Annotated in this window: 12 protein-coding genes; 8 read left to right on the plus strand and 4 right to left on the minus strand. The window is 65.7% G+C overall.

What is annotated here, in order from left to right; all coding sequences use genetic code 11:
* Window positions 1–301 precede the first annotated feature (301 nt).
* The 7 genes from smc (at window position 302) to AAFG13_RS18600 (ending at window position 8,685) form a co-directional block, all read left to right on the plus strand.
* The gene (gene smc / locus AAFG13_RS18570) at window positions 302–3,766 is read left to right on the plus strand and encodes a chromosome segregation protein SMC (protein WP_212315551.1); all 3,465 of its coding nucleotides are present in this window, start codon (window positions 302–304) and stop codon (window positions 3,764–3,766) included.
* Window positions 3,767–3,818: 52 nt separating this feature from the next.
* Entirely contained in the window at window positions 3,819–3,956 is a 138-nt protein-coding gene (locus AAFG13_RS18575; protein ID WP_171948072.1) for a hypothetical protein, read from the plus strand.
* A complete protein-coding gene (locus tag AAFG13_RS18580) occupies window positions 3,953–4,918 on the plus strand; it encodes a small ribosomal subunit Rsm22 family protein (RefSeq protein ID WP_342712930.1) in 966 nt (321 codons plus the stop codon). Before AAFG13_RS18575 ends, AAFG13_RS18580 begins: the two co-directional genes overlap by 4 nt.
* A 175-nt stretch (window positions 4,919–5,093) precedes the next feature.
* Entirely contained in the window at window positions 5,094–5,654 is a 561-nt protein-coding gene (locus AAFG13_RS18585) for a LemA family protein (RefSeq protein WP_092124555.1), read from the plus strand.
* Between the two features lie 34 nt (window positions 5,655–5,688).
* Window positions 5,689–6,957 carry a M48 family metallopeptidase gene (locus AAFG13_RS18590; protein WP_342712931.1) on the plus strand — a complete coding sequence of 423 codons (1,269 nt, stop codon included), beginning with the start codon at window positions 5,689–5,691 and terminating at the stop codon, window positions 6,955–6,957.
* Between the two features lie 163 nt (window positions 6,958–7,120).
* A complete protein-coding gene (locus AAFG13_RS18595) occupies window positions 7,121–7,864 on the plus strand; it encodes a hypothetical protein (protein ID WP_212315557.1) in 744 nt (247 codons plus the stop codon).
* Window positions 7,865–8,016: 152 nt separating this feature from the next.
* On the plus strand, window positions 8,017–8,685 hold the full coding sequence (locus AAFG13_RS18600) for a hypothetical protein (RefSeq protein ID WP_212315559.1): 669 nt from the start codon (window positions 8,017–8,019) through the stop codon (window positions 8,683–8,685).
* Between the two features lie 159 nt (window positions 8,686–8,844).
* Here AAFG13_RS18600 and AAFG13_RS18605 read toward each other — a convergent pair whose 3' ends face one another.
* Entirely contained in the window at window positions 8,845–9,384 is a 540-nt protein-coding gene (locus tag AAFG13_RS18605) for an adenine phosphoribosyltransferase (RefSeq protein WP_212315561.1), read from the minus strand.
* Between the two features lie 14 nt (window positions 9,385–9,398).
* Window positions 9,399–11,564 (minus strand): anthranilate synthase component I, encoded by a 2,166-nt coding sequence (locus AAFG13_RS18610; RefSeq protein WP_342712932.1) that lies wholly within the window; start codon window positions 11,562–11,564, stop codon window positions 9,399–9,401.
* Between the two features lie 332 nt (window positions 11,565–11,896).
* On the opposite strand from AAFG13_RS18610, the gene AAFG13_RS18615 reads away from it, so the two are divergent.
* Complete coding sequence (locus tag AAFG13_RS18615; RefSeq protein ID WP_249132275.1) at window positions 11,897–12,895, plus strand: VOC family protein; 999 nt, start codon at window positions 11,897–11,899, stop codon at window positions 12,893–12,895.
* 146 nt (window positions 12,896–13,041) lie between these two features.
* On the opposite strand, the gene AAFG13_RS18620 is transcribed toward AAFG13_RS18615, so the two are convergent.
* Window positions 13,042–13,716: a dienelactone hydrolase family protein gene (locus tag AAFG13_RS18620; RefSeq protein WP_194459106.1), complete on the minus strand. Its 675-nt coding sequence runs from the start codon at window positions 13,714–13,716 to the stop codon at window positions 13,042–13,044.
* Window positions 13,717–13,977: 261 nt separating this feature from the next.
* Window positions 13,978–16,050 carry a cytochrome c1 gene (locus AAFG13_RS18625; RefSeq protein WP_212315569.1) on the minus strand — a complete coding sequence of 691 codons (2,073 nt, stop codon included), beginning with the start codon at window positions 16,048–16,050 and terminating at the stop codon, window positions 13,978–13,980.
* Window positions 16,051–16,090 lie beyond the last annotated feature (40 nt).

Genomic DNA, 16,090 nt, shown 5'->3' on the forward strand with positions numbered 1-16,090 from the left:
CGGCACGATAATTGTGGATGATTTGCGATCGCCGCATGCGGCCGTCGCATAATTTGGTTGTTGAAAACTTGATTCGCACGATGCGAATCTTGGAGGACATGCAGAGGCCGCAAAACCCCTGTAAATCCCTTGCAAATCCCTTGGGAAAAGCTTGGTCAAGCGGTTGCCCTGACGCACCGGCATCGCCATTGTCGCCGCTCATGAGAGCTGCACGCAGCTATTCACCCCAGACACCGACATTGCCATCCATGGTATTGTCACGGCAGGGAGATTCGCGCCCGGCCAAACGAGATTTGTGTACATGAAGCTCACGCGCCTCCGCCTGCACGGTTTCAAGTCGTTCGTCGAACCCACCGATTTCATGATCGAGCCGGGCCTGACCGGTGTCGTCGGACCGAACGGCTGCGGCAAATCCAATCTGGTCGAAGCGCTGCGCTGGGCGATGGGCGAGACCTCGCACAAGTCGCTGCGCGCCGCCGACATGGATGCGGTGATCTTCGCCGGTTCCGGCAACCGCCCGGCGCGCAACCACGCCGAAGTCGTGATGACGATCGACAATTCCGATCGCTCGGCGCCGGCCGCGATGAACGACAGCCAGCTGCTCGAAATCTCCCGCCGCATCGAGCGCGAGGCGGGCTCGGTCTACCGCATCAACGGCCGCGACGTGCGCGCCCGCGACGTGCAGATCCTGTTCGCCGACGCCGCCACCGGCGCGCGTTCGCCGGCACTGGTCCACCAGGGCAAGATCGGCGAGATCATCCAGGCCAAGCCCGAGCAGCGCCGCCGCGTGCTGGAAGACGCCGCCGGCGTTGCTGGCCTGCATGCCCGCCGCCACGAGGCGGAACTGCGGCTGAAGGCGGCCGAAACCAACCTCACCCGCGTCGAGGACGTGATCGGCCAGCTCTCCGGCCAGATGGAAGGCCTGAAGAAGCAGGCCCGCCAGGCGATCCGCTACCGCGAGGTCGCGGCCAAGGTGCGCAAGTCCGAGGCCATGCTGTTCCATCTGCGCTGGATCGAGGCCAATGCCGACGTCAACGATGCCGCCCACACCCATGACATCTCCGTGCGCGAGATGGCCGAGCGCACCCGCGAGCAGGCCGAATCCGCCCGCATCCAGGCGATCCGCGCCGCCGAATTGCCGGCGCTCCGTGACGCCGAGGCGCGCGCCGCCGCCGGCCTGCAGCGCCTGACCAATGCGCGCGAGATGCTCGACCGCGAGGAGCAGCGCGCCAAGGAGCGCGTCGGCGAGCTCGATCGCCGCCTCACCCAGTTCGCCCAGGACATCGCGCGCGAGCAGCAGCAGACCTCCGATGCCGACATCGCGCTGCAGCGGCTCGACACCGAAGACGCGGAGCTCAAGGAAGAGATCAAGTCGCGCGTCGAGAAGCGCTCCGGCGTCGACGAGCGCGTCTCCGAGGCCGAGGAGATCCTGGCCGCGACCGAGCGCCAGTTCTCCGAGCTGACCACGCAGCTCGCCGACCTGACCGCCAAGCGCAACCAGCTCGAAGCCGGCGTGCGCACGCATCGCGACCGGCTGGCGCGGCTCGATCAGGAGATCGCCAACGTCCAGGCCGAGGAAACCAAGCTCGCGCAGGAGACCGGCAATCTCGGCGACATCGACGCGCTCGCCGCCGCCATGGAGATGGCGCAGCAGACGCTCGCCGAAGCCGAGGCGGCCGTGCAGTCCAGCGAGGCGCACCACGCCGCCGTGCGGCAGACCCTGGAAGCCTCCCGCAATCCGCTCGCCGAAGCCGAGAAGCGCGTGCAGCGCCTCGAGACCGAAGCCCGCACCATCTCCAAGCTCGTCACCAGCGAGACCAAGAATCTGTGGCCGCCGATCATCGACGGCATCACGGTCGCCAAGGGCTATGAAAAGGCGATCGGCGCCGTGCTCGGCGACGACCTCGACGCGCCGGTGGATTCCTCTGCGCCGATGCGCTGGACCAATGTCGGTGAAGCCGCGGGCGACCCCGCGCTGCCGGATGGTGTCGAACGGCTGGCCGATCACGTCCAGGCGCCGCCGGAACTGGCCCGCCGTCTGGCCCAGATCGGCGTGGTGGCCAAGGAACGCGGCGCTGCGCTGGTGTCGCAGCTGAAGACCGGCCAGCGGCTGGTGTCGCTCGAAGGCGACGTGTGGCGCTGGGACGGCTTTGTCGCCGACGCCCATGCCCCGACCGGTGCCGCACGCCGCCTCGCCGAGCGCGCCCGCCTGGTCGATATCGAGCATGAGCTGGAACAGGCCCGCATCGATGCCGCCGCCAAGCGCCAGGCGCTGGAGACGGCTGAAGAAGAATTGCGCTCGGCATCCGCCGCCGAGGGCGCCTCGCGCGAAGCCGTGCGTGCCGCCCGCCGCGAGACCGACGCTGCGCGTGAGCGCCATGCCGCGACCGAACGCGAGATCAACCGCCACTCTGCGCGCAAATCGGCGCTGACCGAGGCGCACAGCCGCGTCGCCGCCGACCGCGCCGAGGCCGAAGCCGCGCATGAGAACGCAGTTGCCGCGCTGTCCGAACTGCCGCCGGGCGTCGAGACCGAAGCCCAGCTCGCCGCGGTTCGCGCCGAGATCGACAACCAGCGCCGTGCCGCGGCGCAAGTCCGCGCCGAAGCGCAGGCGCTCGCCCGCGAGGCCGAGCTCGCCGACCGCCGCGTGCAGGCCATCGTTGCGGAACGCAACGAGTGGCAGAGCCGCAAGACCAGCGCCGCCTCGCAGGTCGGGACCATCGAGGAGCGCATCGCCGAGGTGTCGGCCGAGCGCGAGGAGCTGGCCAATGCGCCGGAAGTGTTCGCCGAGAAGCGCAGCGCGCTGATCACGGAGATCGAACATGCCGAGGGCGATCGCCGGATCGCCGCGGATGCGCTTGCGACGGCGGAAGCCGCGATGGCGGAAACCGATCGCCTCGCCAAGACCTCGCTCGAAGCGCTGTCGTCCTCCCGCGAAGCCACCGCGCGCGCCGAAGAGCGCATGGAAGGCACGCGCCGCCGCCTCGCCGACATCGAGCGCGAGATCCACGACATGCTCGAGGTCGAGCCGAGCGCGGTGGTCGGCATGGCCGAGATCGAGCCGGGTGCGGAGCTGCCGCCCGTCGCGCAGGTCGAGGAAGAACTCGAGAAGCTGCGCCGCGACCGCGAGCGCCTGGGCGCGGTCAATCTGCGCGCCGAGGAGGAACTCAAGGAAGTCGAGACCCAGCACACCGCGCTGACCACCGAACGCGACGACCTGGTCGAGGCGATCAAGCGGCTGCGGCAGGGCATCCAGAGCCTCAACCGCGAGGCGCGCGAGCGTCTGCTGACCTCGTTCGAGACCGTCAACAACCACTTCAAGCGGCTGTTCACCGAGCTGTTCGGCGGCGGCGAAGCCGCGCTGCATCTGATCGAGAGCGACGATCCGCTCGAAGCCGGCCTCGAGATCATCGCCAAGCCGCCCGGCAAGAAGCCGCAGACCCTGTCGCTGCTATCAGGCGGTGAGCAGGCGCTGACGGCGCTCGCGCTGATCTTCGCGGTGTTCCTGACCAACCCGTCGCCGATCTGCGTGCTGGACGAAGTCGACGCGCCGCTCGACGACCACAACGTCGAACGGTTCTGCACCCTGCTGAACGAGATGACGGCGTCGACCGAAACCCGCTTCATCATCATCACGCACAATCCGATCACGATGGCGCGCATGAACCGGCTGTTCGGCGTCACCATGGCCGAGCGCGGCGTGTCGCAGCTGGTGTCGGTCGACCTGCAGGGCGCGGTCGATATCCTCGACCAGAACGTGGCGTAGGCTGACGCTCGCAACTCGTCGCATCCGTTGACGTTGTCGTCCGCGAAAGCGGATGATTGCATTCAAGTGGATCCGCATCGTCATTGCGAGCGAAGCGAAGCAATCCATGGCACCGCTTGCGGAGAAATGGATTGCTTCGTCGCTGTCGCTCCTCGCAATGACGACGGCAGACGTGACGATGAGGCGATGACTTCACCCGATCTCCCCGCCGAACTGCGCGCGGCTCTCAACGCCAGGCTCGAAGGCCTGTCGCGCAGCGATGCCGCCGGCCGCGCGGCAGTGATCTCACAGACCTATCGCGAGGGCGGCGGCTCCGGGACGATCCGGACCGAGACCGACGCGCTGGCCTACGCGCTGGCGCGGATGCCGGCGACCTATGCGGCCGTGGTGGCGAGCCTCAATGCGCTGACGGAGATCCGGCCGGATTTTGCGCCAGCGAGCCTGCTCGATGTCGGCGCCGGCCCCGGGACCGCGACCTGGGCGGCCGCGGAGACGTTCACATCGCTGCAGGGCTTCACCCTGCTCGACGCCAACGGCGCGTTGCGAACGCTCGCCGAGGGGCTGTTTCAACGCACCACACGCCTGCACGACGCCAGCTACCAACTCGGCCAGGCCCGCGCCTTGCTGGACAAGGCCGACCCGGCCGATCTCGTCGTCGCCAGCTACATGATCGGCGAGCTCGGCGAAGCCGAGCGCGCGGCACTGGCCGATGCGCTGTGGTCCAAAACCGGCGATACGCTATTGGTCGTCGAACCCGGCACGCCCGCGGGCTATGCGCGGATCATCGCGCTGCGCGCCCGATTGATCGCCGCCGGTGCGCATGTCACAGCCCCCTGTCCGCATGACGGCGGCTGCCCGCTGGTGGCGCCCGACTGGTGTCATTTCTCGCAGCGCCTGCAACGCTCGCGCGCGCACAAGCAAGTCAAGGGCGCCGATGCCCCGTTCGAGGACGAGCGCTTCGCTTATGTCGCACTGAGCCGCGCGCGCGTTGAGAGCCGGCCATCGCGCGTGCTGGCGCAGCCCGATGTCGGCAAGGTCGAGGTTGCGGCCAAGCTCTGCACACCTGAGGGCGTCGTCCTCGCCAGGGTGCCCCGTCGCGCCAAGGCCGATTACGCAAGCGCCCGGCGCTGGCGTTGGGGCGATGCGGTTTAGCTACTTGCGTCGTCCCGGCCTAGCGCGCAATTGCGCACTAGGCCGGGACGACGAATGTTGAACCAATCTTGGTTCTGTGCCGACCAACCCTTGCCCACCTTTTCGCGGCGGGCTGCCTTGCGCCCCGATCTTGGGCTACGGTGCCGCCGTCTCGTCCATCAGGAGCTGCCCTGTCATGTCGACCAGCTGGATCGTTATCGGCGTCATCGTCCTTCTCGTGCTGTTTGCGTTCGGCGCCTACAACCGCCTCGTCGCGCTCGGCCAGCGCGTCAGCCAGGCCTTTGCCGACATCGATGTGCAGCTCAAGCAGCGCCACGACCTGATCCCGAACCTGGTCGAGACCGTGAAGGGCTATGCCGCCCACGAGCGCGGCACGCTCGACGACGTCATCAAGGCGCGCAACTCGGCGATCTCGGCGCAGGGACCGGCCCAGGTCTCGGCGGCGGAGAACCAGCTCTCCGGCGCGCTCGGCCGGCTGATCGCGCTGTCGGAAGCCTACCCGGACCTCAAGGCCAACGCCAATTTCCAGCAGCTCGCCTCCGAGCTTTCCGATCTCGAGAACAAGATCGCCGCCAGCCGCCGGTTCTTCAACAACGCGGTCCAGGAATACAACACCGGCATCCAGCAGATGCCGGCCGCGCTGTTCGCCGGCATGTTCGGCTTCACCCGCAAGGATTTCTTCGACCTCGGCGCCAGCCGCACGGAGGTCGAGGCGGCACCGAGCGTGAAGTTCTGAGGCGCAACGCGCGCCGGCGAGAGGCCGCTCCGTCATGGCCGCCTACGGTCTCTACACGCATATCGCATCGAACAAGTTTCGTTCGATGCTGCTGCTCGCCGGCCTGTTCCTGCTGATCTACGTGCTGGTCTATGCCGGCGCGCTGGTCGCGGAGGTCATGATCGATAGCGGCCGCACGGCCGATTATTATCTGACCCATGCCTCGCGCGATCTGGTCTCGGCCTTCCCATGGGCGACGATCGCGGCGGTGGCCTGGATCGTGATCGCCTATTTCTTCCACCAGAAGATGATCGACGCCGTCACTGGCGGCGAAAGCGTGACACGGCAGCAGCAGCCGCGGCTCTACAATCTGCTGGAAAACCTCTGCATCTCGCGCGGCATCCCGATGCCGAAGCTGAAGGTGATGGACAGCCCGGCGCTGAACGCGTTCGCGACCGGACTGAACCCGCGGCAATACGCCATTACGGTCACCACGGGCTTGTTGAGGGCACTGAACGACCGGGAGATCGAGGCCGTGCTCGGCCACGAGCTCACCCATATCAAGAACGGCGACGTGCAGCTGATGGTGGTCGCCGTGATCATCGCCGGCGTGGTCGGCTTCTTCGGCGAGCTGTTCTTCCGCCTGTTCACAAATCTGTCGTGGAGCGGTGGCAGCCGCAGCGGAGGCGGCTGGTCGTCGTCGTCATCCTCCTCATCGTCATCATCCTCCTCGGACCGCGACAGCAAGGGCTCGGGCGGCGGCGCGATCATCGTCATCATCATCGCGGTCGCGCTGATCATGCTGGCCTGGCTGCTGTCGCAGGTGGTCAAGCTCGCACTGTCGCGGTCGCGCGAATTTCTCGCCGATGCCGGCTCGGTCGAATTGACCAAGAATCCCGATGCAATGATCTCGGCGCTGCGCAAGATCGAGAATCGCGGCGAGCTGCCGGGCGCCACCTCGGCGGTGATGGAACTCTGCGTCGACAATCCGCGCGAGGGCTTTGCCGACCTGTTTGCCACCCATCCGTCGGTGAAGTCCCGGGTCGATGCCCTGGTGAAATACGCCGGCGGCCACGATCCCGGACCGCTGGCGCTGCCGGATGAGACATCGGAGGCGACGGAAACGCCGGACCAGCCGTCGGTGTCGGGCGATCAGCCTCCGCCTGTGACCCACGGCCCAACCCACGGCCCTTGGGGCGACACGCCGCCTGCACAACCGAACAATCCGCCGCCGCTGCCGGGCGCCAGCCCCGCACAGGGACCATTGGGACCGCGGGGTCCTCTGCAAGGCCCTCTTCAAGGCCCCTGGGGCCGGCACCGCTGATCGTGCCCTAGGCTACTCAGTCCATTAAGGAAATCCCTACCAAACCCAATGTGGGCACCTTAAGGAATTGAATTCTCCCTCGTTTCTGCCATGTTCGCGCCCAAAGCAGTGTGGGGACTTGCCGATCGCCATCGCGGTCGGGAGCGCGCTTTAAGGGACTTCCATGGCAAAGCCGGTTGTGATCGTGGTGGGCGCTGACAAGGGCGGGGTCGGCAAGACGACCGTCTCGCGGACGCTCCTGGACTATTTCAGTGCCAACAACGTACAGACCCGGGCGTTCGACACCGAGTCGCCGCGCGGCACGCTGAAGCGCTTCCACCCCGACATCACCGAGATCGTCGACATGACGACGACCGCGGACCAGATGAAGATCTTCGATACGCTGAACGCCGGTTCCTCGGTCACCGTGATCGACGTCCGCGCCGGCCTGTTGTCGCCCGCGCTGGCCTCGCTGCGCGACATCGGCTTCCTCGACGCGGCGCGCTCCGGCCAGATCACCTTCGCCGTATTCCACATCCTCGGCCCCTCGATCGCCTCGCTGGACGAGATCGCCGAGACCGCCAACTTCATGAACGGTGCGAAATATTTCCTGGTGAAGAACTTCATCAACGACACCCAGTTCTTCCAGTGGGACCAGGCGACCTACAATTCCTACTTCCACCGCATCAAGGATGCCGTGGACCTCACCATCCCGAAGCTCAACGAAATGGCCTACGAGCAGGTCGAGGTTTCCTCGGTTCCGTTCCTGAAATTCGTTGCCAACAAGGGCATCAACGACGACGCCGCGAACTACTCCTTCGTGCTGCGCGGCTATGTCCGGCACTGGCTCGCCAATGTCTGGAGCGAGTTCGACCGGATCAAGCTGACCGATCTGGTCGGCGCCAAGTCGGCCAAGGGCGAAAAATAGTCGCGCGCGCAGGGGGCGAAAAGTCCCGCCCGGGGCAGCGAAAGGTCGCGCCCGGGGGCAGCGAAAGAGTCGCGCCCGGCAGCGAAAAAAATCGCGCCGGGGGGCGGCGATGGGGCTGGATTGGGCGAAAATTTGGCCTGATATAGCGGGCGATGTCGTCCACGCCCGTTTACATCATCTGCTCGCCCCGCCCGCAGGTCGGCAAGACGCTGATCGCGCGGCTGCTCGGCGAATTCCTGCTGCTCAAGAACGGCGACGTCGTCTGCTACGACATCAATCTGAAGGAGCCGTCGCTGCTCGACTACCTGCCGCGGATCACGGAAACCGCCGACGTGATCGACACCTACGGCAAAATGCAGCTGATGGACCGGGTCATCGTCAATGACGGCATCGCCAAGGTGATCGACCTCGGCTACCACGCCTTCGACGAATTCTTCAAAATGGTCGACCAGATCGGGCTGATGAAGGAGGCGCTGCGCCGCCGCGTCTCGCCTGTGATCCTGTATGTGGCGGATACCGACCGCGCCTCGGTGCACGGCTACCAGACGCTGCAGGGCATGATCCCGCCCAACGCGCTCGTCGTGATCGACAATGAATTCGTCGTGCGAGGCGAGCTGCCGCCGGTCATGACCGCCAGCCGGGTGCTGCGCTTCCGCGCGCTGCCGGTGTTCCTGAAGACCTATATCGACCGGCTGACCTTCTCCTTCACCGGCTATCTGCGCCAGGAGAGGGACTCATCGACCGAGCTGCATCAGTGGATCCGGAAGAACTACACCACATTCCGCGATCTCGAACTGAGCATGCTGCTGCAGCGGGGATGAGTCTTCTCCCTCTCCCCGTCCTTACGGGGAGCGGGTTGGGGTGAGGGGCTGCCTCCGCAAATTCAATCAGGATTGGAGCGCGCGGAGACTCCCCCTCACCCGGATCGCATTGCCATGCGATCCGGCCTCTCCCCGCAAGCGGGGCGAGGCAAGAGAAGATTAATGCCCCTCGAACGCCATCAGCGTGCGCACCGGGACGTCCATCGCGCGCAGCTTGGCGGCGCCGCCGAGATCGGGCAGGTCGACGATGAAGCAGGCGGCGACGATGTTGGCGCCGATCTGGCGCAATAGCTTCACCGCGCCCTCCGCGGTGCCGCCGGTCGCGATCAGATCGTCGACCAGGATCACGCGCTCGCCGGGCTGCACGGCGTCGGCATGCATCTCCATCTCGTCGATACCGTATTCCAGCGAGTAGGCGATCCGCACCGTGGTGTGCGGCAGCTTGCCCTTCTTGCGGATCGGCACGAAGCCGGCGGAGAGCTGATGCGCCACCGCGCCGCCGAGGATGAAGCCGCGCGCCTCGATGCCCGCGACCTTGTCGACCTTCGCCCCCGCCCAGGGATGCACCAGTTCGTCGACCGCGCGGCGGAAGGCGCGGGCATCGGCAAGCAGCGTCGTGATGTCGCGGAACAGGATGCCCTTCTTCGGGTAGTCCGGGATGGTGCGAACGGTCGCCTTGATGTCGTGGTCGAAGGTCATTGGTCTCGCAATCCTCAGTTGGCCGGCGGATTAAGCCGGAATGCATTCTCGACAATGCGCAGGCCCACCTCGTTGCCGAGCGACATCAGCGATTCCGGATGGAATTGCACGCCGCCGACCGGCAGGGTCTTGTGCTCGATCACCATCGCGACGCCGTCTTCGGTGGTCGCGGTCACCGCCAGCACCTCGGGCACGCTGTCGCGTTCGACATAGAGCGAGTGATAGCGGCCGATCACGATCTCATTGGGCAAATTCTGCATCAGCCTGCCGCCGCGGACCTGGACGCGCGACGGACGGCCATGCGCGGGCTGGCCGAGCTGGCCGAGCTGGCCGCCGAAATATTCGCCGATCGCCTGCACGCCGAGGCAGACGCCGAAGATCGGCAGCTTCTTTTCCAGCGCGGTGTCGATGGTTTTCGCGATGCCGAAATCCTCCGGGCGGCCCGGTCCGGGCGACAACACCAGCAAGTCCCAACCCCGCTGCTTCAGCATGTCCTGGGCATGGATGTGCCGGACCACGGTGACGTTGGCGCCGACCTGGCGGAAGTAATCCGCCAGCATGTGCACAAAACTGTCATCGTGATCGATCAAGAGCACGTTCTTGCCCGAGCCGGTGGCGTCAGGCGCGAAATCCGACAGCGGCTTCGGCGGATCGCCGCGCAGCGCCTGGAACAACGCCGCGGCCTTGACCTGGCACTCACGATCCTCGGCAGCGGGATCGGAATCAAACAGGCAGGTGGCGCCAACGCGTACCTCGGCGAGGCCGTCCTTCATGCGGATGGTGCGGATGGTGAGGCCGGTGTTGATGCTGCCGTCGAAATTGACGCAGCCGATCGCGCCGGCGTACCAGCGCCGCGGCGAGCGCTCATGGTCCTCGACGAACTGCATCGCCCACAATTTCGGCGCGCCGGTCACCGTCACGGCCCAGGCATGGGTGAGGAAGGCGTCGAGCGAATCGAAGCCCGGCCGCAGCATGCCCTCGACGTGATCGACGGTGTGGAACAGCTTTGAGTAGGTCTCGATCTGACGCCGCGCCAGCACCTTGATGGTGCCGGGCACGCAGACGCGCGCCTTGTCGTTGCGGTCGACGTCGGTGCACATGTTGAGCTCGAACTCGTCCTTCTCCGAGTTCAGGAGCTTGCGGATCTGTTCGGCATCGCCGATCGAGTCCGAACCGCGCGCGATGGTGCCCGAGATCGGACAGGTCTCGACCCGGCGGCCGTCGGAGCGCACGAACATCTCCGGCGAGGCGGAGACCAGGAATTCGCCGTCGCCGAGATTCATCAGCGCGCCATAGGGCGACGGATTGATGCGGCAGAGCCGCTGGAATACTTCCGCCGGCGAGCGCTCGCAGGGCTCGGCAAACAGCTGCCCGGGCACTGCCTCGAACAGGTCGCCGCGGGCGAACGCCGCGCGCGCCACTTCAACCGTCGCCTGGTATTCGCCCGGGGCGTGATCGGCAAAGCCCTGACGCCCGGTCTTGGCGTAGAGGCTCGGCGCGGTCTCGTGCGATTGGCCGGCGGTGGATTTGCCCTTCCACGCGAACTCGTAATTCAGCGCCACGCCGCGGCCGGTGGCGCGGTCATAGGCCAACAGGCGGTCCGGCACGTAAAGCACGATGTCGCGCTGGTCGGCCTCGCGGGCACGCTTCTGCACGATGTCCTCGATCTGGAACACGAGGTCGTAGGCGAAGGCGCCGAACAGGCCGAGCAGCGGATCGGCATTGGAGGTGAATGCCGCCACCATGTCGCGCACCAGCGACATCACGCTGGCGCGGCGGGTGCGCTGGTCCTCCTCGACCGGCGCAGCGCCGCGGATGATATGACCGGCGAGCCGCGTAGCGCTTCGCTCCGTGATCACAACGCAGGGCTCGCGCAAAACGTCGCCGAGGAAGGCGATCAGCACCTCGCCGCGCGGGTTCAGCGCCTGCAACGAGAAATCGGTGCCTGACGTCTCCAGCACCAGCGGCGGATCGGCAAAGCCGAGGTCAAAGCTCTCGTAACGGCCCGGCACCGTCGTGCCTGAGGACAGCACCACGCCGCGGCGGCGGTCCAAGAGCGCGATCAGCTCATCGAGGCGGTTGGCGCCGCCGGTGAACTGCTCGACCACGCGCGCAACCGCAAGGCCGCCATTGGTCAGGTATTCGCTCTTGGCCGGCAGGGAGAAGACTGTCCTGTTCATGTGATCCTCTTACGAAACTTGGGAAGAGAGCGCCACACAGGACAAACGAAGGGAGACCGTCGCACTGCGATGGCGACCTTCGACGTTTTTGAGAAATGAAAACGCACCGGCCACCTATGAGAAGGTGGGCCACCAACGACGGGATGGACTGGCAAGGGTGCTCATGGCCGCTACTCACCACCGGGCGCGGGCCGTGTCAAGGGATCGCCCGACACCCCTGCCCCAAGGCGGGACGGCATTTTCGGGGTTTGAAGCGACGGGAATCCGCGTAGGATTTGACGAAATGGCGGCCGATCAGCCGCCCAAAAAACAGACAGATGGTGGAGGCGCAGATGGCGATTTTGGGTCTCGGATATGCCGGCTTCGGCTCCGACGCGCTCGACGACTGGCGGCAGTTCGGCACCGGCCTGGTCGGGCTGCAGGCGATCGAGCGCGGCAACTCGCTGCTCGCCTTCCGGATGGACGACCGCAAGCAGCGCATCGTGATCGACCGCGCCCAGGGCGAAGGGACAAGGTTCTTCGGCTGGGAGGTGGCGGATGCCGCGGCGCTGGACGCGCTGGCGGCGCGGCTGGAGCGCGCCGGCGTCGCCGTGACCACCGAACCGCAGGCGCTCGCAGATAGCAGGCGGGTGCACGGCCTGATCTCGTTCCAGGACCCGGCCGGCAACCGCCTGGAGGCGTTTCATGGCCCCGAGATCGACGACACGCCGTTCCGGCCGGGGCGCTCGATCTCCGGATTCCGCACCGGCGCGCTCGGGCTCGGCCATGCGGTGCTGACCGTCGAGAACATCGCGCCCGTGATGAGCTTCTATGTCGACGTGCTCGGCTTCGGCCTCAGCGACTACATCGAAAAACCATTCCGCGCCTATTTCTTCCACGTCAACGCGCGCCACCATTCGCTGGCGCTGATCGAGACCGGCACGAACGGCATGCATCATCTGATGGTGGAGTTGTTCTCGCTCGACGATGTCGGTCAGGCCTACGACATCGCGATGAAGGAAGACCGGGTCAACGTCACGCTCGGCCGTCACACCAATGATCTGATGACCTCGTTCTACGCCAAGTCGCCGTCAGCTTTCATGGTCGAGTGCGGTTGGGGCGGCCGCGAGATCGATCCCGCGAACTGGACGCCGTTCGAGATGCATGACGGCCCGAGCTTGTGGGGCCACGAGCGCGTCTGGCTGTCGCCGGAGGACCGCGCCGTCGCGCGCGAAATGCGGATGCGCGCTGCCTCGGAAGGCAAGCGCGCGCCGGTTCAAGTGCTGGAAGGCAATTTCAAGCTGATGTCGGGGACCTGCCCGTGGTGGGACGGGGTGAAGGCGGAACACTAGTTCTCCGTCGTCCCTGCGAAAGCAGGGACCCATACGCCGCGGCTTTGGTAAAGGGCACACTGGCAGTCATCTCGCCAGACAACCGCATCCTGTGGTTATGGGTCCCTGCTTTCGCAGAGACGACACAGCGTGTGCGGGACGCGTCTTTACCCAAGATGCTTCTTGAAGAAGTCCGTCGCCCGGTCCCAGGCCAGTTCCGCACACTGGCGGTCGTGCACCGACAGGCGCTGCTCGTTGCCGAAGCCGTGCTCGGCGTCATAGCGGTACAGCTCCAGCGATTTGCCGGCGGCCTTCATCGCTTTCTCGAAACCATCGACGAGCGCCGGCGTGCACCAGTCGTCCTTGGTGGCGAAATGGCCCTGCAGCGGAATTCTCACGTCGGCCGGCTTGGCCGCCTGCTCCGGCGGAATGCCGTAGAACACCACACCGGCGGTCAGCTCCGGGATCTTGGTGGCGCCGATGATGGTCACCGCGCCGCCGAGGCAGAAGCCGGTCAGGCCGACCTTGGCGCCGTTCTTGCCGAGATATTGCGCGGCGCCGCGCACCGTCTGCGTGGTGGCGTCCATGAAGTCGAGCGAGTTCATCTCTTTGCCGGCCGCGTCGGTGTCGTGATACGGCACCACCTTGCCCTTGTAGAGATCGGGCGCCAGCGCATCGAAACCGGCCCGCGCGAAGCGGTCGCACATTCCCTTGATCTGGTCCTGCAGGCCCCACCATTCCTGGATCACGACGACCCCAGGCGCGTTGCCGCGCGCGGCGTTGGCGAGATAGCCTGACGCTTCCTTGCCGTCCGGACGCTTGAAGTTGATGCTGGTACCCATGAGTTCCTCCGCGATGTTTGCCGGCTGATTGGCCGGCATTTTGTCCGTACTCGGCGACGAACGCAATTGACGAGACTGTCATTCCGGGATGGTGCGTTAGCACCAGACCTCAGATGCGCAATTGCGCATCGGGGAATCTCGAGATTCCCCGGCGCGCAATTGCGCACCTGCGGTTCGATGCTACGCATCGCCGCGGAATGACGTCACAAACAAAAAAGCCCCCGAAGGGGCTTTTTCAAACGCGCGATACCATACCCGAGGTCAGTGAGCGTTGGCCCAGACCTTGCGCTTGGTGAAGTACATCAGGATGGCGAAGATCACGAGGAAGAAGAACACCTGCATGCCGATCCGCTTGCGCTCTTCCATGCGCGGCTCGGCCGCCCACATCAGGAACGTGGTGACATCGTGCGCGTATTGCTTGACCGTCGCCGGCGAGCCGTCGTCGAAGGTCACCTGACCGTCGGACAGCGGCTTCGGCATCTTGATGGCGTGGCCGGGGAAGTACTTGTTGTAGTACGAGCCCTCGGGGATCGTCACGCCGGCCGGGGCCTTGTCCTCGAAGCCCTGCAGAACGGCGTCGACGTAGTCCGGGCCCTGCTCCTGGTACTGGGTGAAGAAGTCGATCACGAACTGCGGGAAGCCGCGCTTGTAGGACCGCGCCTTGGTGATCAGCGAGAGGTCCGGCGGTGCCGCGCCGCCATTGGCCACGCGCGCGGCCTGCTCGTTCGGGAACGGCGCCGGGAAGTAATCCGCCGGGCGGCCCGGGCGCTCGAACATCTCGCCCTGGTCGTTCGGGCCGTCCTTGATCTTGTACTCGGCCGCGAGAGCCGCCGCCTGCGCCTCCGAATAGCCGGGGCCACCGGCATCGGCGAGGTTGCGGAACGCGATATAGTTCAGGCCGTGGCAGGCCGAGCAGACTTCCTTGTAGACCTTCAGGCCACGCTGCAGCGAGCCGCGATCATACTTGCCGAAAGGGCCGGAGAACGACCAGCTTTGGGCGGGCGGGGCGTCGCCGCCCTCCTCGGCCTTGGCGTTCTGGGTGCTGCCGGCGAACAGGCCACCGGCCACCACCAGCGCAAGCATGACGGAGGCTGCGGTCGCGGCCCTGCCCTTGCTCTTCGCCAGCACGTCGTCGGCGATCGAGTTCGGCACCGGGCGCGGCGTCTCGATACGGGCGAGCAGCGGCAGCACGATCAGGAAGTAGGCGAAGTAGCACACCGTCAGGATCCGGCCGGCGATCACATAGATGCCTTCCGGCGGCTGCGAGCCGAGATAGCCGAGCAGGATGCAGACCACCACGAAGATCCAGAAGAACTGCTTGGCCAGCGGACGATACTTCGACGAACGGGTTCGTGCGTTGTCGAGCCAGGGCAGGAATGCCAAGACGATGATCGCACCGAACATGCACGCGACACCGGCGAGCTTGTTCGGGATCGAACGCAGGATCGCGTAGAACGGCAGATAGTACCATTCAGGCACGATGTGCGCCGGGGTCACGCCGGGGTTCGCCGGGATGTAGTTGTCGGCGTCGCCGAGGTAGTTCGGCATGTAGAAGATGAACCAGGCGAAGAAGATCAGGAAGCACGACACACCGAACGCGTCCTTGATCGTCGCATACGGCGTGAACGGCACGGTGTCCTTTTCGGTCTTGGCCTCGACGCCGGCCGGGTTGTTCTGACCCGCGACATGCAGCGCCCAGACGTGCAGCACGACCACGCCGGCGATCACGAACGGCAGCAGGTAATGCAGCGAGAAGAAGCGGTTCAGCGTCGGGTTACCGACCGAATAGCCGCCCCACAGCAGGGTCACGATGCTCTCGCCGAAATACGGCACGGCCGAGAACAGATTGGTGATGACGGTGGCGCCCCAGAAGCTCATCTGACCCCACGGCAGCACGTAGCCCATGAAGCCGGTCGCCATCATCAGGAGGTAGATGATGACGCCGAGTATCCACAGCACCTCGCGCGGCTCCTTGTACGACCCGTAATAGAGGCCGCGGAACATGTGGATGTAGACGGCGAAGAAGAACATCGACGCGCCGCAGGCATGCATGTTGCGCAGCAGCCAACCGTAATTGACGTCGCGGACGATCAGCTCGACCGACTTGAAGGCGAGATCGGCGTGCGGTGTGTAGTGCATCGCCAGGATCACGCCGGTCAGGATCTGCAGCGCCAGCATCATCGAAAGGATGGCGCCGAAGGTCCACCAGTAGTTCAGGTTGCGCGGCGTCGGATAGGCCACGAACGAGGAGTGAACGAGGCCGAAGATCGGAAGGCGCCGTTCGATCCACTTCAAAGCGGGGTTGCTCGGTTGAAAATCAGATGGTCCGCTCATTGATGCGATCCTGAAGAAGAAAAACGACGCGATGGGTCCA

This window comes from Bradyrhizobium sp. B124 (assembly GCF_038967635.1).
GTDB lineage: Bacteria > Pseudomonadota > Alphaproteobacteria > Rhizobiales > Xanthobacteraceae > Bradyrhizobium.

Bases quoted from the DNA above. Each gene is read 5' to 3' on its own strand.
- smc (WP_212315551.1), top strand. From the start codon at position 302: ATGAAGCTCACGCGCCTCCGCCTGCACGGTTTCAAGTCGTTCGTCGAA.
- AAFG13_RS18600 (WP_212315559.1), top strand. From the start codon at position 8,017: ATGTCGTCCACGCCCGTTTACATCATCTGCTCGCCCCGCCCGCAGGTC.
- AAFG13_RS18595 (WP_212315557.1), top strand. From the start codon at position 7,121: ATGGCAAAGCCGGTTGTGATCGTGGTGGGCGCTGACAAGGGCGGGGTC.
- AAFG13_RS18620 (WP_194459106.1), bottom strand. From the start codon at position 13,716: ATGGGTACCAGCATCAACTTCAAGCGTCCGGACGGCAAGGAAGCGTCA.
- AAFG13_RS18575 (WP_171948072.1), top strand. From the start codon at position 3,819: ATGATTGCATTCAAGTGGATCCGCATCGTCATTGCGAGCGAAGCGAAG.
- AAFG13_RS18610 (WP_342712932.1), bottom strand. From the start codon at position 11,564: ATGAACAGGACAGTCTTCTCCCTGCCGGCCAAGAGCGAATACCTGACC.
- AAFG13_RS18580 (WP_342712930.1), top strand. From the start codon at position 3,953: ATGACTTCACCCGATCTCCCCGCCGAACTGCGCGCGGCTCTCAACGCC.
- AAFG13_RS18590 (WP_342712931.1), top strand. From the start codon at position 5,689: ATGGCCGCCTACGGTCTCTACACGCATATCGCATCGAACAAGTTTCGT.
- AAFG13_RS18605 (WP_212315561.1), bottom strand. From the start codon at position 9,384: ATGACCTTCGACCACGACATCAAGGCGACCGTTCGCACCATCCCGGAC.
- AAFG13_RS18585 (WP_092124555.1), top strand. From the start codon at position 5,094: ATGTCGACCAGCTGGATCGTTATCGGCGTCATCGTCCTTCTCGTGCTG.
- AAFG13_RS18615 (WP_249132275.1), top strand. From the start codon at position 11,897: ATGGCGATTTTGGGTCTCGGATATGCCGGCTTCGGCTCCGACGCGCTC.
- AAFG13_RS18625 (WP_212315569.1), bottom strand. From the start codon at position 16,050: ATGAGCGGACCATCTGATTTTCAACCGAGCAACCCCGCTTTGAAGTGG.